We start from the raw sequence: 14753 nt of genomic DNA, 5'->3' as shown, positions 1-14753 counted from the left end.
GCGCACAATACATCCGTGTTCGGTGAGTACTCGTTCCATGACAATCAGGCAGACTCCGCGGACGGCGATCCCGGACCGGCCCCCTGCCCGGTGCCCGGCAACCTGCCCCCGGAACCCGCGAGCTTCGTCGGCCGGGAGCACGAACTCCAGCTGCTGGACGCCCTGTTGCGCGACCGAAGACTGGTCACCCTCACGGGCGTGGGCGGTGTCGGCAAGTCACGGCTCGCCCTGCGGGCCGTCGCCGCCGCCCGCCAGGCACGCCCCGACGGCGTCTGGTGGGCGGAGCTGTCGCCTCTGCGCGATCCGAGCCTGCTCACCGCCACCGTCGCCCACGCGGTCGGCCTCGCCGACCACTCCCCGCGCCCTCCCGACGAGGAGCTGTGCGCGTGGATGGCCGACAAGGAACTGCTCCTGGTCCTGGACACCTGTGAGCACCTGGTGGCCGACTGCCGTCACCTCGTGGGCGAACTCCTGCAGTCGGCACCGGGGTTGACGATCCTGATCACCTCCCGTGAGCCGCTCGACATGCCGACCGAAGAGGTCGTCGAGGTACGGCCGCTGCCCTGCGAGGGACCCGACAGCGACGCCCTCGCCCTCTTCCGGGCCCGCGCGCTGGCCGCGACCGCGCGCGCGGCGGCCGTCTTCGCCGACCCCGCGCGGGCGGCGGTGGCCGCCGAAGTGTGCCGGCGCCTGGACGGCATCCCGCTCGCGCTGGAACTCGCGGGTGCCCGGCTGCGGTTGTGGACGCTGGAGCACATGGCCGAGCGGATCGGCGCACGCTTCGACGTGCTGTCCGACGCCCGGGCCGCGCTGCCGCGCCGGCACCAGACGATGCGCACCACGATCGGCTGGAGTCACGAACTGTGCGAGCCGCTGGAACGGCTGCTGTGGGCCCGGCTCTCGGTCTTCACGGGTGACTTCGACATCGCCGCGGCGCGCGCCGTCTGTTCGGGCGGGCCGCTGCCCGCCGCCCGGGTGGAGCGGGTCCTGGCCGGCCTCGCCGCCAAGTCCGTGGTCCTGCGCATCGAGGAACGCGGGGCCGGATCCCGCTTCCGGATGCTGGACACGATCCGCGAGTACGGACACGACTGGCTGGGCGAGCTCGGCGAGGTGGGGATCGTCACCGACCGGCACGCCCACTGGTACGCGGCGCTCGCCCAGGCCGGCGACCGGGGCTGGATGGGCCCGGGGCAGGTGGACTGGTACCGCAGGATCACCGCCGAGCACGCGCAGCTGCGTACCGCCCTGGAACACCTGCTCACCGCCGACCCCACGGCGGCACTCGAGATGAGCGGGGCCCTGTGGTTCTACTGGTTCGCGTGCGGGCACGTGCACGAGGGCCGCGGCTTCCTGGAACGGGCCCTGCGGGCGGCTCCGCGCACCGCGGCCGCGTACAACCAGGCCATGTGGGCCCTCGGGCTCACCGCGATGCTCCAGGGCGACATGGACGCGGCCCGGCAGCTCGGCGAGGAGTGCACGCGCGACGCGGCCCGGCTCGCGGATCCCGAGCGGGAGCTGCGCGCGGCCTATCTGCACGCGGTCTCGGTCCTCATGCCCGGCGACCCCGTACGGGCCCTGAAGCTCGCCGGCCCGCGGGCCCGGGCCGGCCACGGCGGGCGGACCAGCGGCGCCGGCTGGCTCCTGTGCAAGCTGGCCACCGGCTACGCCCTGTGCGACCTGCGGCGTTTCGAGGAGGCGACGGAGGAGGCGCGGTCCCTGCGGGAGGCCTGCGTGGAGCTGGGCGAGCGCTGGCTGCGGGCCTACGCGGACTACGTCCTGGCGGTGGCCGCGCTGGGCCTGGGTGACCACGGGGAGGCGGCCCGGCACGTACGGGCCATGCTCTCCGGGAAACGGCTGCTCGGCGACCGCTTCGGCATCGCGCTCGGCCTGGACCTGCTGGCCGCCGCCGTGGCCGGGCTGGGCGACGGGGAACTGGCGGCACGGCTGCTGGGCACCGGGCACGCCTGGTGGCGCACGGTGGGCCGGCCGCAGATGGGCTCGCCCTCGCTGACGGCCCTGCGGGACCAGGGCGAGCGGCAGGCCCGCGCGGCGATCGGGGACACCGCCTACGAGACGGCGTTCCTGGGCGGCGCGGCCGCCCCCACCGGCTGAGTCTCGGCCGATGGGTTCGGAACACGGCCTAAATCCTGGGCTCCCGTCAGTACGGGAGGGGTCTGCCCGACGGTGTGCGCAGGTCCAGGTCTCGGGGGGCAGGCTTCGGGACGGGCTTACGGATCAGCTGCTGGCGCATGCTGCCTCCTCGCTCAGACCAGGGCCGGGCGGCGGGGTTCCACCGTGCGGCTGTCGGGGAGCAGTTCACCGGTGTCGTCGAACACCACGACTCCGTTGCACAGCAGGCTCCAGCCCTGTTCAGGGTGGGGAGCCACGATGCGGGCGGCGTCGTGATCGGCGCTGTCGGCGGTCGGGCAGGGTGGCTGGTGGGAGCACATGGCGCACCTCCTCGCGAAGTGGGGCGGGAGCGCCGGTGGTCACCCGGTCGAATCCGCGATCCACGGTGGCGGTGAGTATTACTGATCGCCGCCCCCGGACGGAACCCATTTCGGCCGTCCAGTTCACGGTGTGTATGCCCGCTTACCATGCGCTCATGCCCGCTATCCGGATCATTCACCGCACGTCTTTGCCGCCGGTCGAGGCGTGGCCGATGCTCACGGACTGGGAGCGCCACGGCGCCCAGGTACCGCTCACCCGGACGATCATCGAGACGGAGCCCCCGACCCACGTCGGAACGATCTTCACGGCGCGCACGGGCGTGAGGAGGATCACATTCGACGATCGCATGGAAGTCGTCGTGTGGCGGCCTCCGGCGGAGGGTCTGTACGGATTGGTCCGGCTGGAGAAGCGCGGCCGGACGGTGACGGGGTGGGCGGAGATCGAGATCCGCCCCCTCACCGCGGGCGGCTCGGAGATCCAGTGGCGTGAGGAACTGCGGCTGCGCGGCCTCCCCCGCGCCCTGGACCCCGTGGTCGCGGCGGCGGGCCGGCTCCTCTTCGGCCGGGCCCTGACACGGCTGCTGCGGCCCTGAGGAGGCCGGTGCGCCGTGGACGGTCACGGCTGCTGCGGCCCTGAGGAGGCCGGTGCGCCGTGGACGGTCACGGGGGCACGGGCTCGTACACGAATCCGTTCAGCGGCGCGAGGACCTTCCAGCCCAGCGCCTCGTAGAGCGCCCGGCCCTGGACGGTCGCGCCCAGGATGCCCTCGGACGCCCCGCTCCCCGCGGCCGCGCCGGTGAGTGCGCCCATCACCACCGTCCCGAGGCCGCGGCGCCGGTGGGCCGGTTCGGTGACGATCTGGTCGAAGACGCAGGCGGTACCGGTCAGACCCGTCCGGCCGCAGGCGGCCAGGTCCCCGTCGGCACTCAGGACGCGCACGTGGATGACACCGCCGGCGGCCTCGACGGTGACGGTGTACCCGTCCGGCACGTGCACGCGCGACGGGCGGAGATCGACGGCCATCAGGAAGCAGGGCTCGGTGGGCTCCCACGCGGACGAGAACCAGGGGTCCATCTCGCCCGCCGGGAGGAACGCCTTGACGCAGGTGGCGGGTTCGGTGATCGTGCCGATGAGCTCGCGGGCGGTCGCGGCGTCGGTGTCGAGCAGGACGTGACGGACCGCGCGGGACGGCGCTCCGGCCCCGATCCGCAGTCCCCACGGCACGTCCACCGGCGCGGGCATCCCCCGGCACACGGCCCATCCTTCGACCCACGACCGTGCGGTCTCCCACATCCGGCCACCTCCCGGGACACGCCTGCGGACATGAGGCGGGGAGTCCCCGGCCGGTACCCGAAGGCCGGCCCGGACTCCCCTGCCACCGCACTGTACGTGTCTGTCCTAGCGGATCGGCATCCCGGAGATCGTGCGGGCGATCACCAGGCGCTGGATCTCGCTGGTGCCCTCGAAGATCGTGTAGATGGCGCTGTCCCGGTGCATGCGCTCCACCGGGTACTCACGGGTGAAGCCGTTGCCGCCGAGGATCTGGACCGCCTGGGCGGTGACCTTCTTGGCGACCTCGCTCGCGAAGAGCTTCGACATCGAGCCCTCCGCCGACTCGAACGGCCGGCCCGCCACCGCCATCCAGGACGCGCGCCACACCAGCAGCCGGGCCGCGTCGATCTGCGTGCGCATGTCGGCGAGCTGGAAGGCCACGCCCTGGTTGTCGATGATCGGGCGGCCGAACTGCGTACGGGTCTTCGCGTAGTCGAGGGCCACTTCGTACGCCGCGCGCGCGGTGCCGACGGCCATCGCGCCGACCGCCGGGCGGGAGGCCTCGAAGGTGGCCATGGCCGCGTTCTTCACCCGCTCGCCCCCGCCGCTGCGGGCGCGCTCGTGGGCCCGCGCGAGGCGCTCGTCCAGCTTCTCCTTGCCACCGAGCAGGCAGGAGCCGGGGATCCGCACGTCCTCCAGGACCACCTCGGCGGTGTGCGAGGCGCGGATGCCGTGCTTCTTGAACTTCTGGCCCTGGGACAGGCCGGGGGTGTCCGGCGGGATGATGAAGGAGGCGTGCCCCTTGGTCCCCAGTGCGGGATCGACGACCGCGACGACGATGTGGACGTTGGCGATACCGCCGTTCGTCGCCCAGGTCTTGGTGCCGTTGAGCACCCACTCGTCCTTGGCCTGGTCGTAGACCGCGCGGGTGCGCATCGAGCCGACGTCGGAGCCCGCGTCCGGCTCGGAGGAGCAGAAGGCGGCGACCTTCACGTCGTCCGGGGTCCCGTACATCTGCGGGATCCAGGTGCCGATCTGCTCCTCGGTGCCGTTGGCGACGACGCCGATGGCCGCGAGTCCGGTGCCGACGATGGACAGCGCGATGCCCGCGTCGCCCCAGAAGAGCTCCTCCATCGCCATCGGAATGCCGAGGCCCGTCGGGTCGAAGAACTGCTGGGCGTAGAAGTCCAGCGAGTAGATCCCGACCTTGGCGGCCTCCTGGATGACGGGCCAGGGAGTCTCTTCGCGCTCGTCCCATTCCGCGGCCGCGGGTCGCATCACATCGGCGGCGAAGCCGTGGATCCAGTCCCGCACCTGCTTCTGGTCGTCGTTCAGCTCCATGGTGAACTCCGCCATGTCCCCTCCACCTGTCTGTACTCGTCCCTGCGGAAGTTACTAGCGGTAACCTACGCGAAGACCACAGTCTGTTACTGGCGAGTAAGCACTGTCAAGCACCGCCCGCACCGGCCGTGACGCGGACGGGGCGACCGCCGAGTCGATCGACAGGGTGTGCGGGGTGTTACGTTGCGTGGGCGTCACGCACATCGCAAGGGCGGGGAGAGAAACACGTCATGGAGACCACTCAGCAGGCCGGCGAGCCGGGAGCGGCCGAACGCCGCCGTCGGGAGCTGCTCGAAGCCGCCGACCGGGTCGTGCTCAGGGACGGCCCCAAGGCCTCCATGAACGCGATCGCGGCGGAGGCCGGCATCACCAAGCCCATCCTCTACCGGCACTTCGGGGACAAGGCGGGCCTCTACCAGGCCCTGGCCGTCCGGCACACCGACGCCCTGCTCGACTCGCTGCGGGCGGCGCTCGACGCCCCCGCCGAGCGGCGCCGCCGGGTGGAGGCGACCCTCGACACCTATCTCGCCGCCATCGAGGCCCGCCCGCAGGTCTACCGCTTCCTCATGCACCCGGCCGAGGACTCCCACAGCGCGGAACGCGGCTTCGACGTCGGCCTGCACTCGGCACCGCTGCTGCGCAGGCTCGGCGAGGAGCTGGCCGAGGTGATCGGCGAGCGGGTGGACCTCGGCCCGGGGGGCGAACGCCTCGCCCGGATCTGGGGCCACGGCATCGTCGGCATGATGCACGCGGCGGGCGACTGGTGGCTGGGCGAACGCCCCTGCGAGCGCGCGGACCTGGTCGCCGGCCTCACCGACCTCCTCTGGGGCCGCCTGGCCAACGCCGGCAACCGCGAGGACGGCCCGGGCTTCTAGCCAGACCCAGCCCCGCCGGCGTTTGAGGCGGGGTCCGGGCGGAGCCCGGTGCCCGGCGGAGACGGGTTTCCGGGGGCGCCGCCCCGGACCCCGCGCCTCAAGCGCCGGCGAGGCTGGACATACCCTTGGCTCCCCAGGGGGTCTTCCGGATGGCGCGCCGCAGGCGGCGGGCCCGCAGGCCCGTCACGCGGTCCGCGTACACCGTCCCGTCGAGGTGGTCGCACTCGTGCTGGAGGCACCGCGCGAAGAACCCCGTCCCCGAGATCCGCACCGGCGCCCCGTCCGACGTCACGCCCTCCACCACCGCGTGGTCGAAGCGGACCGTCCCCGCCTCCAGCCCCGGCAGGGACAGGCATCCCTCCGGCCCGCGGAACTCGTCCCCGTCGGCGCTCACCAACCGCGGGTTGACGATGTGCCCGACGTGTCGGACCTCCTCGTCGTCGGGGCAGTCGTAGACGAACACCCGCTGTCCGACGCCGATCTGGTTCGCGGCGAGCCCGACCCCCTCGGCGGCGTACATCGTGGCGAACATGTCCTCGATGAGCCGGTCGAGATCCGGGCCGAATGCGGTGACTTCCGCGCACGCGGAACGGAGCACCGGATCACCCAGCAGGCTCATGGTGCGGACGAGGCCGGTGGTACCGGGGATGAGGCGCTGTCGCATGGCCTCAACCCTACGACGGGCGACTATATGAGGAGATCCGCGGCGGGGCGGGGGCGCCGCGGTCAAGGCTCCGGCCGGTACTGGATAGGCTGGGGCCGACCGACGCAAGGAGGACAAGGGACGATGGCAGGCAACACGGAGCCGCTTTCGCCGCGGGCCAAGCTGGCCGTGACGGCGGGCAAGGCCGCGGCGGCGGTGTCGCGGGCCGCGGGACGCGGAAGCGGATCGGTGATCGGTGGCAAGGTCGCACTCAGGCTCGACCCCGATCTTCTCGGCGCGCTGGCGCAACATCTCGATGTCGTCCTCGTCTCCGCGACGAACGGCAAGACCACGACGACCCGGCTGATCGCGGAGGCCCTGCGGGCCAGCGGTCCGGTCGTCTCCAACGCCCTCGGCGCCAACATGCCGGCCGGCATCACCTCCGCGCTGGCCGGTGGCTCGGACGCGAAGTACGGCGTCATCGAGGTCGACGAGAAATACCTGGCCGGAGTGGCCCGGGACGTCACCCCCAAGGTGATCGCCCTGCTCAACCTCTCCCGCGACCAGCTGGACCGCGCCGCCGAGACCCGCATGCTCGCGGAGAAGTGGCGCGAGGGCCTCCAGGGCTCCAAGGCGGTCATCGTCGCCAACTGCGACGACCCGCTGATCGTGTGGTCCGCCTCCTCCTCCCAGAACGTGGTGTGGGTGGCGGCCGGCCAGGAGTGGAAGGACGACGCCTGGTCGTGCCCCTCCTGCGGTGGCGTCATGCAGCGCCCCGGCGACGACTGGTTCTGCGGGGAGTGCGGATTCCGGCGCCCGACCCCGACCTGGGTGCTCTCCGGCGACCACGTCCTGGACCCGCACGGCTCGGCCTGGCCGATCCACCTCCAGCTGCCCGGCCGCGCCAACAAGGCCAACGCCGCGACCTCGGCCGCCGTGGCCGCCGTCTTCGGCGTCCCGCCGCAGGTCGCGCTGGAGCGGATGTACCAGGTGCAGGCCGTCGCCGGCCGCTACGACGTGGTCACCTTCCAGGGCCGTGAGCTGCGGCTGCTGCTCGCGAAGAACCCGGCGGGCTGGCTCGAAACGTTTTCGCTGATCGATCCCCCGCCGACCCCGGTGATCCTCTCGGTGAACGCGCGCGGCGCCGACGGCACGGACACCTCCTGGCTGTGGGACGTGGACTACCCGCGCCTGGCCGGACACCCGATCTTCGTGATCGGTGACCGCAAGCTGGACCTCGCGGTCCGCCTGGAGGTGGCGGGCCTGGAGTTCCGGGTGTGCGAGACCCTCGACGAGGCCGTGCAGCTCGCGCCGCCCGGACAGATCGAGCTGATCGCCAACTACACCGCCTTCCAGGACGTGCGCCGCCGCGTCGGCAACTAGTACCCATAAAGGACAAGAGCATGAGCGACAACAGCCTGCGTCTGGTGTGGGTCTACCCGGACCTGCTGAGCACGTACGGAGACCAGGGCAACGCCCTCGTGGTGGAGCGCCGGGCCCGCCAGCGCGGCCTGGACGTGCAGCGCGTGGACGTGCGCAGCGACCAGCCGATCCCCACCTCGGGCGACATCTACCTGATCGGTGGCGGCGAGGACCGGCCGCAGCGCCTGGCCGCGGAGCGTCTGCTGCGTGACGGCGGTCTGGAGCGGGCCGTCTCGAACGGGGCGATCGTCTTCTCCGTCTGCGCCGGGTACCAGATCCTCGGCAAGGAGTTCGTCAACGACCAGGGCCAGCGCCAGGAGGGCCTCGGCCTGCTGGACGTCGTCACCCTGCGCGGCGAGGGCGAGCGGTGCGTCGGCGACGTCCTCGCGGACATCGACCCGCGCCTGGGCCTGCCGCAGCTGACGGGCTTCGAGAACCACCAGGGCGTGACCCACCTCGGCCCGACGGCCAAGCCGTTCGCCCGGGTGACCATGGGCCGTGGCAACGGCACCGGTGACGGCACCGAAGGCGCGTACAACGACACGGTGTTCGGCACGTACATGCACGGTCCCGTGATGGCCCGCAACCCTCAGATCGCGGACCTGCTGCTGAAGCTGGCCCTCGACGTGAACGCGCTGCCGGCCATAGACGACCGGTGGTACGAGGCGCTGCGCGCGGAGCGCATCGCCGCCGCGACGCAGCCCGCGTAGCGCCCCGCGGACCGCTCATCGGGGCGGCCCCGCCATCATCTGTTCGGCCCGGTTTTCCCTAGGGGGAACCGGGCCGACGTGGTTTCGCACGACGAGTACGACCAGCATGTGGAGGATGGTTCAGTCCACCTCTCCACCGCTTGTAGGGTGGCCGTAGTTCCAACCGGACGACGTGGTCCGGTCGTCGGCCCACGTTGCAAAGGTCCGTTCCTGCCATGCGCATAGGTGTGCTCACTTCCGGTGGCGACTGCCCCGGTCTCAATGCCGTCATCCGCTCCGTCGTGCACCGTGCCGTCGTCGACCACGGCGACGAGGTGATCGGCTTCCTCGACGGCTGGAAGGGCCTGCTGGAGGCGGACTACCGCAAGCTCGACCTCGACGCCGTCGGAGGCATCCTCGCCCGCGGTGGCACCATCCTCGGCTCCTCCCGGGTCCAGCCCGCGCACCTGCGCGACGGTGTGGAGCGCGCCCGCGGCCATGTCGCGGACCTCGGCCTCGACGCGATCATCCCGATCGGCGGCGAGGGCACCCTGAAGGCCGCGCACCTGCTCTCCGAGGCCGGTCTGCCGATCGTCGGGGTCCCGAAGACCATCGACAACGACATCGCCTCCACCGACGTCACCTTCGGCTTCGACACCGCCGTCGGGGTCGCCACGGAGGCGCTGGACCGGCTGAAGACCACTGCCGAGTCCCACCAGCGCGTGATGGTCGTGGAGGTCATGGGCCGCCACACCGGCTGGATCGCCCTGCACTCGGGTATGGCGGCCGGCGCGCACGCGATCGTCGTCCCGGAGCGCCCGTTCGACATCGACGAGCTGACGGAGATCGTCGGCGAGCGCTTCTCGGCGGGCAAGAGGTTCGCGATCGTCGTGGTCGCCGAGGGCGCCAAGCCCAAGCCCGGCTCGATGGACTTCGAGGAGCGCGGCAAGGACATCTACGGCCACGAGCGGTTCGCCGGCATCGGCAACCGGCTCGCCGTGGAGCTGGAGAACCGCCTGGGCAAGGAGGCCCGGCCGGTGATCCTGGGCCACGTCCAGCGCGGCGGTACGCCCACCGCGTACGACCGGGTCCTCGCCACCCGCTTCGGCTGGCACGCGGTGGAGGCGGCGCACCGGGGCGAGTTCGGCATGCTGACCGCGCTGCGCGGGACGGACATCGTGATGGTGCCGCTCTCCGAGGCGACCTCGACCCTCAAGACGGTTCCGGCCGAGCGGTACGACGAGGCGCAGACCGTTCTGTAACGCCCTTTCGCGTGTCCCTTTTGCCCTGGGCCGCCCCCGCGCGCACGAGCGTGCGGGGGCGGCACTAGTGTGGTGGGGCAGCACGGTCAAGGGAGTGAACAGATGGATCACAGCGGGCACGGCATGGACATGCACATGGACATGGACCTGCCGCCGTTCACTCTCGGGCGCGGGCTGGAGTTCTCCTTCGACGCCTTCTTCCTGATCGGCTCGCTGGCCGCGCTCGCCCTGTACGGGTGGGGCGTGCTGCGGCTGCGCCGGCGCGGGGACGCGTGGCCGCCGGGCCGGACCACCGCCTTCACCGTGGGCGTGCTGACCGTGCTCCTCGTGATGTGCACCAAGCTGAACGACTACGGCATGGTCATGTTCAGCGTGCACATGGTGCAGCACATGGTGATCAGCATGGTCACCCCGATCCTGGTGCTGCTGGGCGCACCGGTGACGCTGGCGCTGCGCGCGCTGCCGCCCGCCGCCCGCGGTCACAAGGGGCCGCGCGAGCTCCTGCTGATGCTGCTGCACAGCCGGTACATGAAGGTGATCACGCACCCGGCCTTCACGATCCCGATGTTCATCGCGAGCCTTTACGCCCTGTACTTCACGCCGCTCTTCGACTTCCTGATGGAGAGCCGGACCGGGCACATCGCGATGATGGTGCACTTCCTCGCCGTCGGCCTGATCTTCTTCTGGCCGATCATGGGCATCGACCCGGGCCCGCACCGGCCGGGCTACGTGATGCGGATGCTGGAGCTGTTCGCGGGCATGCCCTTCCACGCCTTCTTCGGCATCGCCCTGATGATGGCGAGCCAGCCGATGATCAAGACGTACGCGAACCCGCCGGCGTCCCTCGGCATCGACCCGCTGCTCGACCAGCAGTGGGGCGGCGGCATCGCCTGGGCCTTCAGCGAGATCCCTTCGGTCCTGGTCCTGATCGCCCTCGTCTACCAGTGGTACCACTCCGAACAGCGGGCCGCGCGCCGGTCCGACCGGGCCGAGGACCGCAGCGGTGACAAGGAGCTGGAGGCGTACAACGCGTATCTGGCGTCGCTCCAAGCGCGTGGCCAGTAGCGCGACACCGCCTTCGCGCGCCACCATGGGGCATGACCGGATCCGTTAAGGCGATGGCAGTCATGACCTTCGCCGCCCTGGTGGCCGTCGCCGCGTATTCCGTGGCCCTCGGCAGCAACGGCTGGCTGTGGTTCGGCTGGGTGGTGCTGGGGCTGCTGACCGCCGGGATGGCCGCCACGCGCAATGTCTGAGCAAGGTCCCCTCCGCCCCCTGCATCCCACGGCTCACCGTCCGTAAACTGGACGTGACAACGGGATATCGACGGGAGCGGCCTGGTGTTCTACCACTTGCTCAAGCACGTGTTGCTCGGCCCCCTGCTGCGGCTGCTGTTCAGACCGCGGATCGAGGGTCTGGAGAACATCCCGGCCGAGGGTGCCGCGATCGTCGCGGGCAACCACCTGTCCTTCTCCGACCACTTCCTGATGCCCGCCATCCTCAAGCGGCGGATCACCTTCCTCGCGAAGGCGGAGTACTTCACCGGCCCCGGGGTCAAGGGCCGGCTCACCGCGTTCTTCTTCCGCAGCGCCGGGCAGATCCCCGTGGACCGCTCCGGCAAGAACGCCGGACAGGCGGCCCTGCGCGAGGGCCTGGGCGTGCTGGCCAAGGAGGAGCTGCTCGGGATCTATCCGGAGGGGACGCGCTCGCACGACGGGCGGCTCTACAAGGGCAAGGTGGGGGTGGCCGCGATGGCCCTCGGCGCCGGGGTGCCCGTGATCCCCTGCGCGATGGTCGGCACCTTCGAGATCCAGCCGCCCGGGAAGAAGATCCCGAAGATCCGCCGGGTGACGATCCGCTTCGGCGAGCCGATGGAGTTCTCCCGGTACGCCGGGATGGAGGGCGAGCGCGCCGTCCTGCGGGCGGTCACCGACGAGATCATGTACGCGATCCTCGGGCTGTCGGGCCAGGAGTACGTCGACCGGTACGCGGCCGAGGTCAAGGCCGAGGAGGAGGAACAGCGGAAGAAGGCCCGGCGCACCGCGCGCTGAGCCCTCTCCCGCTCGTCCGCTCGTTCCCGCCGGTCCTTACCGGACGGCGGGGAGCTCCTCCGGCGCCGGGAGGACCGAGGACTCGGCCGGGGCGTCGGAGGACAGGGACTTCGCCGCGGCCGGGGCCGGTGCCACGGGGGTGGCGTGCGGGGTGCACGTCACGTCCTTGGCGTCGACCTTGCCGGTGAGCAGGTAGCTGTCCACCCGGGTGTTGATGCAGGGGTTCACCAGGCTGGTGACACCGTGCGAGCCGGCGCCCTTCTCGGTGATCAGACGCGAGCCGGCGAGGCTGCGGTGCAGCTCGACCGCACCCTTGTACGGCGTGGCCGCGTCCCGCTCGGACTGGACGATCAGTACGGGCGGCAGCCCGCGCTTGGCGCCGACGGCGATCGGGGTGCTCTGCTTGGCCTTCCAGGTGGCGCAGGGCAGGTTCATCCAGGCGTTGGACCAGGTCAGGAACGGGTACTTCTGGTGCAGCTTGGTGTTGTCCCGGTCCCACTTGGACCAGCTGGTGGGCCACTTGGCGTCGGCGCACTCGACCGCGGTGTAGACGGCGTTGCCGTTCTCCGCGGCCGCGTTGCCCTTGACGTCCGTCATGTCCGGGGCGATGGCGTCGACGAGCGCCTGCTCGTCACCGGCCTCGTACGCCGCCCAGGTCTGGGCGACGGGCACCCAGGAGGAGTCGTAGTACGGGGCGCCCTGGAAGAAGCCGATGAGCTCGGCCGGTCCGACGACCCCGCCGAGCGGGGCGGCCTTGGCCTTGGCGCGCAGCTTCTGGTAGCGGGCCTCGACCTTGGCGCGGGTGTCGCCGAGGTGGAAGGCCGCGTCGTTCTTGGCGACCCAGTCCTGCCAGTCGTTCCAGCGCATCTGGAAGGCGACGTCCTGGCCGAGGTTGGCCTCGTACCAGATGTTGTCCTGCGACGGGTCCACCACGCTGTCGACGATCATGCGGCGCACGTGGGTCGGGAAGAGGGTCGCGTAGACCCCGCCCAGGTAGGTGCCGTAGGACACGCCGAGGTAGTTCAGCTTCTTCTCGCCGAGGCCGGCCCGGACCACGTCGAGGTCGCGCGCGGTGTTCGGCGTGGTCATGTGCGGCAGCATCTCGCCGCTGCGCTCCTTGCAGCCGTCCGCGTACTCGGCGGCGAGCTTGCGCTGGGCGCGCTTGTCGGCCTCGGTGTCCGGGACCGGGTCGGCCTTCGGGGCCTTGACGAACTCCTGCGGGTCGATGCAGGAGATCGGCGCCGAGTGGCCGACGCCGCGCGGGTCGAAGCCGACGAAGTCGTAGGCCTTGGAGGTGTTGACCCACAGCGGGCTCTTGGTGGTGACGCGGCGCGGGAAGCGCATGCCGGAACCACCGGGGCCGCCGGGGTTGTAGACGAGCGCGCCCTGGCGCTCCTCCTTGGTCCCCGTGCTGCCGATCCGGTCGACGGCGATGTCGATGGTCTTGCCGTACGGCTTCGCGTAGTCGAGCGGAACCTTCACCCAGCCGCACTGGATGGGCTTCTCGAAGCCCCAGTCCGCCGGGCAGTCCTTCCAGTCGATCCCGGCACGGGCGGCGCGGGCGGCGGCGATCTGAACGCCCAGCGCCTCCGGCAGCCTGCCGTCACTGCCGGCGGAGGTCGCCGCGGCCGGCGGGGCCAGCAGCAGGCTCGCCGCGAGTGTGCCGGTGATCAGTGTGGCGGCGCTCCCCAGCGCCGCGTTGCGTATCACGTGGTTGTTCCCCCTGCGTCAGGTGCCGCCGTGGGCGGCCGGGTTGGTCGGGTTCGGTCGTCGGCGTGCAGGGGGATCCTGTCGTCTGGGCGGGACCCGGCGACAGGGTCGGATCGACTTCTTTGCCAACCCGATAACCGGCGAGGCGTGTACCGCTGAGCGGTGTCTGATGCGTCCCGCTTTCACCACCCGTAGGTACGGCAGGCCGCGTCGAGCAGCTCGCGCACCCGCAGGGCGTCCGCGGCCAGGGCCGTCACCAGGACGGCCGGACCGGCCAGCGGTGTCACCGCCGCGAACTCCCCCAGCACCGCCGCGGCGGGCGGCTGCGCGGCGAAGGCCGGGTCCACGACGAGGAGTTGGCCGAGCGCCCGGTGTCCGGCCAGGCCCGCCGGACCGTCCCAGCCGCCGGGCGCGCCGGGACCGCAGGCGAGCTCCTGGTCCAGCAGCGGGCGGCCCCCGCTCTCGACGGTGAGGCGGCTGCGCAGCAGGCCCGGGGCCTCCCCGGTGCGGCCCAGTACCTGCTCCTCGCGCAGCACCAGCCGTGCCGTGGGGGCGAGTCGGACGCGGGTGCGCACCCTCAGGTCGCTGCCGCGCACCGAGACCAGCGGCTCGGGCAGCCACCGCAGCGACGCACCGTCCTCCAGGGTGAGGTGCACGTCGTAGCGCGCGGGCTCGCCGGACCGGCCGGGCAGTGCCAGGGTGGCCGCCGCCGAGGCGAGGGCGAGGCGGGCCCCGGGACCGGCGGTGGCCTCGACGGTGAGGTGGTCGCCGCCGAGGGGGGCGGTCATCGCGCCGACCAGCATGACCCCGGCCTCCGCCCCCGACGACGAGCGGGTGCGGCGCAGCGCGAGCGGCCCCTCCCCGGCGAGCAGCGGCAGGGCGGTGCCGCCCCGCCCGTCGGCCACGGCGTGGATGCGGGCGGTGGCCCGCAGGCCCGCAGGGGGCGTCGGGGGCGTCAGAGGCGGCGGTGGCACCGGGGGCGCCGCGGGCGCCGGCGCCGTGCCGGTGCTGGTGGTCGTGCCGGTGGTGGTCGTGCCG

15 protein-coding genes are annotated in these 14753 nt (G+C 72.0%); 9 read left to right on the top strand and 6 right to left on the bottom strand.

Annotated features, from left to right (window positions below; all coding sequences use genetic code 11):
- Nucleotides 1–15 precede the first annotated feature (15 nt).
- A complete protein-coding gene (locus Sspor_RS34690) occupies nt 16–2112 on the top strand; it encodes an ATP-binding protein (RefSeq protein ID WP_237404154.1) in 2097 nt (698 codons plus the stop codon).
- A gap of 152 nt (nt 2113–2264) precedes the next feature.
- Here Sspor_RS34690 and Sspor_RS34685 read toward each other — a convergent pair whose 3' ends face one another.
- The gene (locus tag Sspor_RS34685; RefSeq protein ID WP_202202621.1) at nt 2265–2450 is read right to left on the bottom strand and encodes a DUF5999 family protein; all 186 of its coding nucleotides are present in this window, start codon (nt 2448–2450) and stop codon (nt 2265–2267) included.
- Between the two features lie 155 nt (nt 2451–2605).
- Between Sspor_RS34685 and Sspor_RS34680 the strand changes: the two genes are divergently transcribed.
- Nucleotides 2606–3043: an SRPBCC family protein gene (locus tag Sspor_RS34680; RefSeq protein ID WP_202202620.1), complete on the top strand. Its 438-nt coding sequence runs from the start codon at nt 2606–2608 to the stop codon at nt 3041–3043.
- Nucleotides 3044–3110: 67 nt separating this feature from the next.
- Here Sspor_RS34680 and Sspor_RS34675 read toward each other — a convergent pair whose 3' ends face one another.
- The gene (locus tag Sspor_RS34675) at nt 3111–3743 is read right to left on the bottom strand and encodes a GNAT family N-acetyltransferase (RefSeq protein ID WP_202202619.1); all 633 of its coding nucleotides are present in this window, start codon (nt 3741–3743) and stop codon (nt 3111–3113) included.
- A 105-nt stretch (nt 3744–3848) separates the two neighbouring features.
- Entirely contained in the window at nt 3849–5078 is a 1230-nt protein-coding gene (locus tag Sspor_RS34670; protein ID WP_202202618.1) for an acyl-CoA dehydrogenase family protein, read from the bottom strand.
- A gap of 215 nt (nt 5079–5293) precedes the next feature.
- On the opposite strand from Sspor_RS34670, the gene Sspor_RS34665 reads away from it, so the two are divergent.
- The gene (locus Sspor_RS34665; protein ID WP_202202617.1) at nt 5294–5938 is read left to right on the top strand and encodes a TetR/AcrR family transcriptional regulator; all 645 of its coding nucleotides are present in this window, start codon (nt 5294–5296) and stop codon (nt 5936–5938) included.
- A 97-nt stretch (nt 5939–6035) separates the two neighbouring features.
- Here Sspor_RS34665 and def read toward each other — a convergent pair whose 3' ends face one another.
- Entirely contained in the window at nt 6036–6602 is a 567-nt protein-coding gene (gene def / locus Sspor_RS34660; protein WP_202202616.1) for a peptide deformylase, read from the bottom strand.
- 123 nt (nt 6603–6725) lie between these two features.
- Between def and Sspor_RS34655 the strand changes: the two genes are divergently transcribed.
- From Sspor_RS34655 to Sspor_RS34630, 6 genes are all read left to right on the top strand, one after another.
- Nucleotides 6726–7964, top strand: coding sequence for a MurT ligase domain-containing protein (locus Sspor_RS34655; protein ID WP_202202615.1), 1239 nt, complete (start codon nt 6726–6728; stop codon nt 7962–7964).
- A 20-nt stretch (nt 7965–7984) separates the two neighbouring features.
- A complete protein-coding gene (locus Sspor_RS34650) occupies nt 7985–8713 on the top strand; it encodes a type 1 glutamine amidotransferase (RefSeq protein WP_030841891.1) in 729 nt (242 codons plus the stop codon).
- A gap of 215 nt (nt 8714–8928) precedes the next feature.
- A complete protein-coding gene (locus Sspor_RS34645; protein WP_161292904.1) occupies nt 8929–9954 on the top strand; it encodes a 6-phosphofructokinase in 1026 nt (341 codons plus the stop codon).
- Between the two features lie 102 nt (nt 9955–10056).
- Entirely contained in the window at nt 10057–11019 is a 963-nt protein-coding gene (locus tag Sspor_RS34640; protein ID WP_202202614.1) for a cytochrome c oxidase assembly protein, read from the top strand.
- Between the two features lie 32 nt (nt 11020–11051).
- Complete coding sequence (locus Sspor_RS34635; protein ID WP_189973553.1) at nt 11052–11210, top strand: hypothetical protein; 159 nt, start codon at nt 11052–11054, stop codon at nt 11208–11210.
- Between the two features lie 84 nt (nt 11211–11294).
- Nucleotides 11295–12005, top strand: a complete 711-nt coding sequence (locus tag Sspor_RS34630) for a lysophospholipid acyltransferase family protein (RefSeq protein ID WP_202202613.1) — start codon at nt 11295–11297, stop codon at nt 12003–12005.
- Nucleotides 12006–12041: 36 nt separating this feature from the next.
- On the opposite strand, the gene Sspor_RS34625 is transcribed toward Sspor_RS34630, so the two are convergent.
- Together Sspor_RS34625 and Sspor_RS34620 are read right to left on the bottom strand one after the other, a co-directional pair.
- Nucleotides 12042–13715, bottom strand: coding sequence for an alpha/beta hydrolase (locus Sspor_RS34625; protein ID WP_202202612.1), 1674 nt, complete (start codon nt 13713–13715; stop codon nt 12042–12044).
- 182 nt (nt 13716–13897) lie between these two features.
- Nucleotides 13898–14689, bottom strand: coding sequence for an urease accessory protein UreD (locus tag Sspor_RS34620; RefSeq protein WP_372499808.1), 792 nt, complete (start codon nt 14687–14689; stop codon nt 13898–13900).
- Nucleotides 14690–14753: the final 64 nt, after the last annotated feature.

Source organism: Streptomyces spororaveus (genome assembly GCF_016755875.1).
Lineage (GTDB): Bacteria > Actinomycetota > Actinomycetes > Streptomycetales > Streptomycetaceae > Streptomyces > Streptomyces spororaveus.
Note: the sequence above shows the minus strand (reverse complement) of the source record. Positions and strands in the feature narration are given on the sequence as shown.

Bases quoted from the DNA above. Each gene is read 5' to 3' on its own strand.
- Sspor_RS34685 (WP_202202621.1), bottom strand. From the start codon at position 2,450: ATGTGCTCCCACCAGCCACCCTGCCCGACCGCCGACAGCGCCGATCAC.
- Sspor_RS34680 (WP_202202620.1), top strand. From the start codon at position 2,606: ATGCCCGCTATCCGGATCATTCACCGCACGTCTTTGCCGCCGGTCGAG.
- Sspor_RS34675 (WP_202202619.1), bottom strand. From the start codon at position 3,743: ATGTGGGAGACCGCACGGTCGTGGGTCGAAGGATGGGCCGTGTGCCGG.
- Sspor_RS34670 (WP_202202618.1), bottom strand. From the start codon at position 5,078: ATGGCGGAGTTCACCATGGAGCTGAACGACGACCAGAAGCAGGTGCGG.
- Sspor_RS34665 (WP_202202617.1), top strand. From the start codon at position 5,294: ATGGAGACCACTCAGCAGGCCGGCGAGCCGGGAGCGGCCGAACGCCGC.
- def (WP_202202616.1), bottom strand. From the start codon at position 6,602: ATGCGACAGCGCCTCATCCCCGGTACCACCGGCCTCGTCCGCACCATG.
- Sspor_RS34655 (WP_202202615.1), top strand. From the start codon at position 6,726: ATGGCAGGCAACACGGAGCCGCTTTCGCCGCGGGCCAAGCTGGCCGTG.
- Sspor_RS34650 (WP_030841891.1), top strand. From the start codon at position 7,985: ATGAGCGACAACAGCCTGCGTCTGGTGTGGGTCTACCCGGACCTGCTG.
- Sspor_RS34645 (WP_161292904.1), top strand. From the start codon at position 8,929: ATGCGCATAGGTGTGCTCACTTCCGGTGGCGACTGCCCCGGTCTCAAT.
- Sspor_RS34640 (WP_202202614.1), top strand. From the start codon at position 10,057: ATGGATCACAGCGGGCACGGCATGGACATGCACATGGACATGGACCTG.
- Sspor_RS34635 (WP_189973553.1), top strand. From the start codon at position 11,052: ATGACCGGATCCGTTAAGGCGATGGCAGTCATGACCTTCGCCGCCCTG.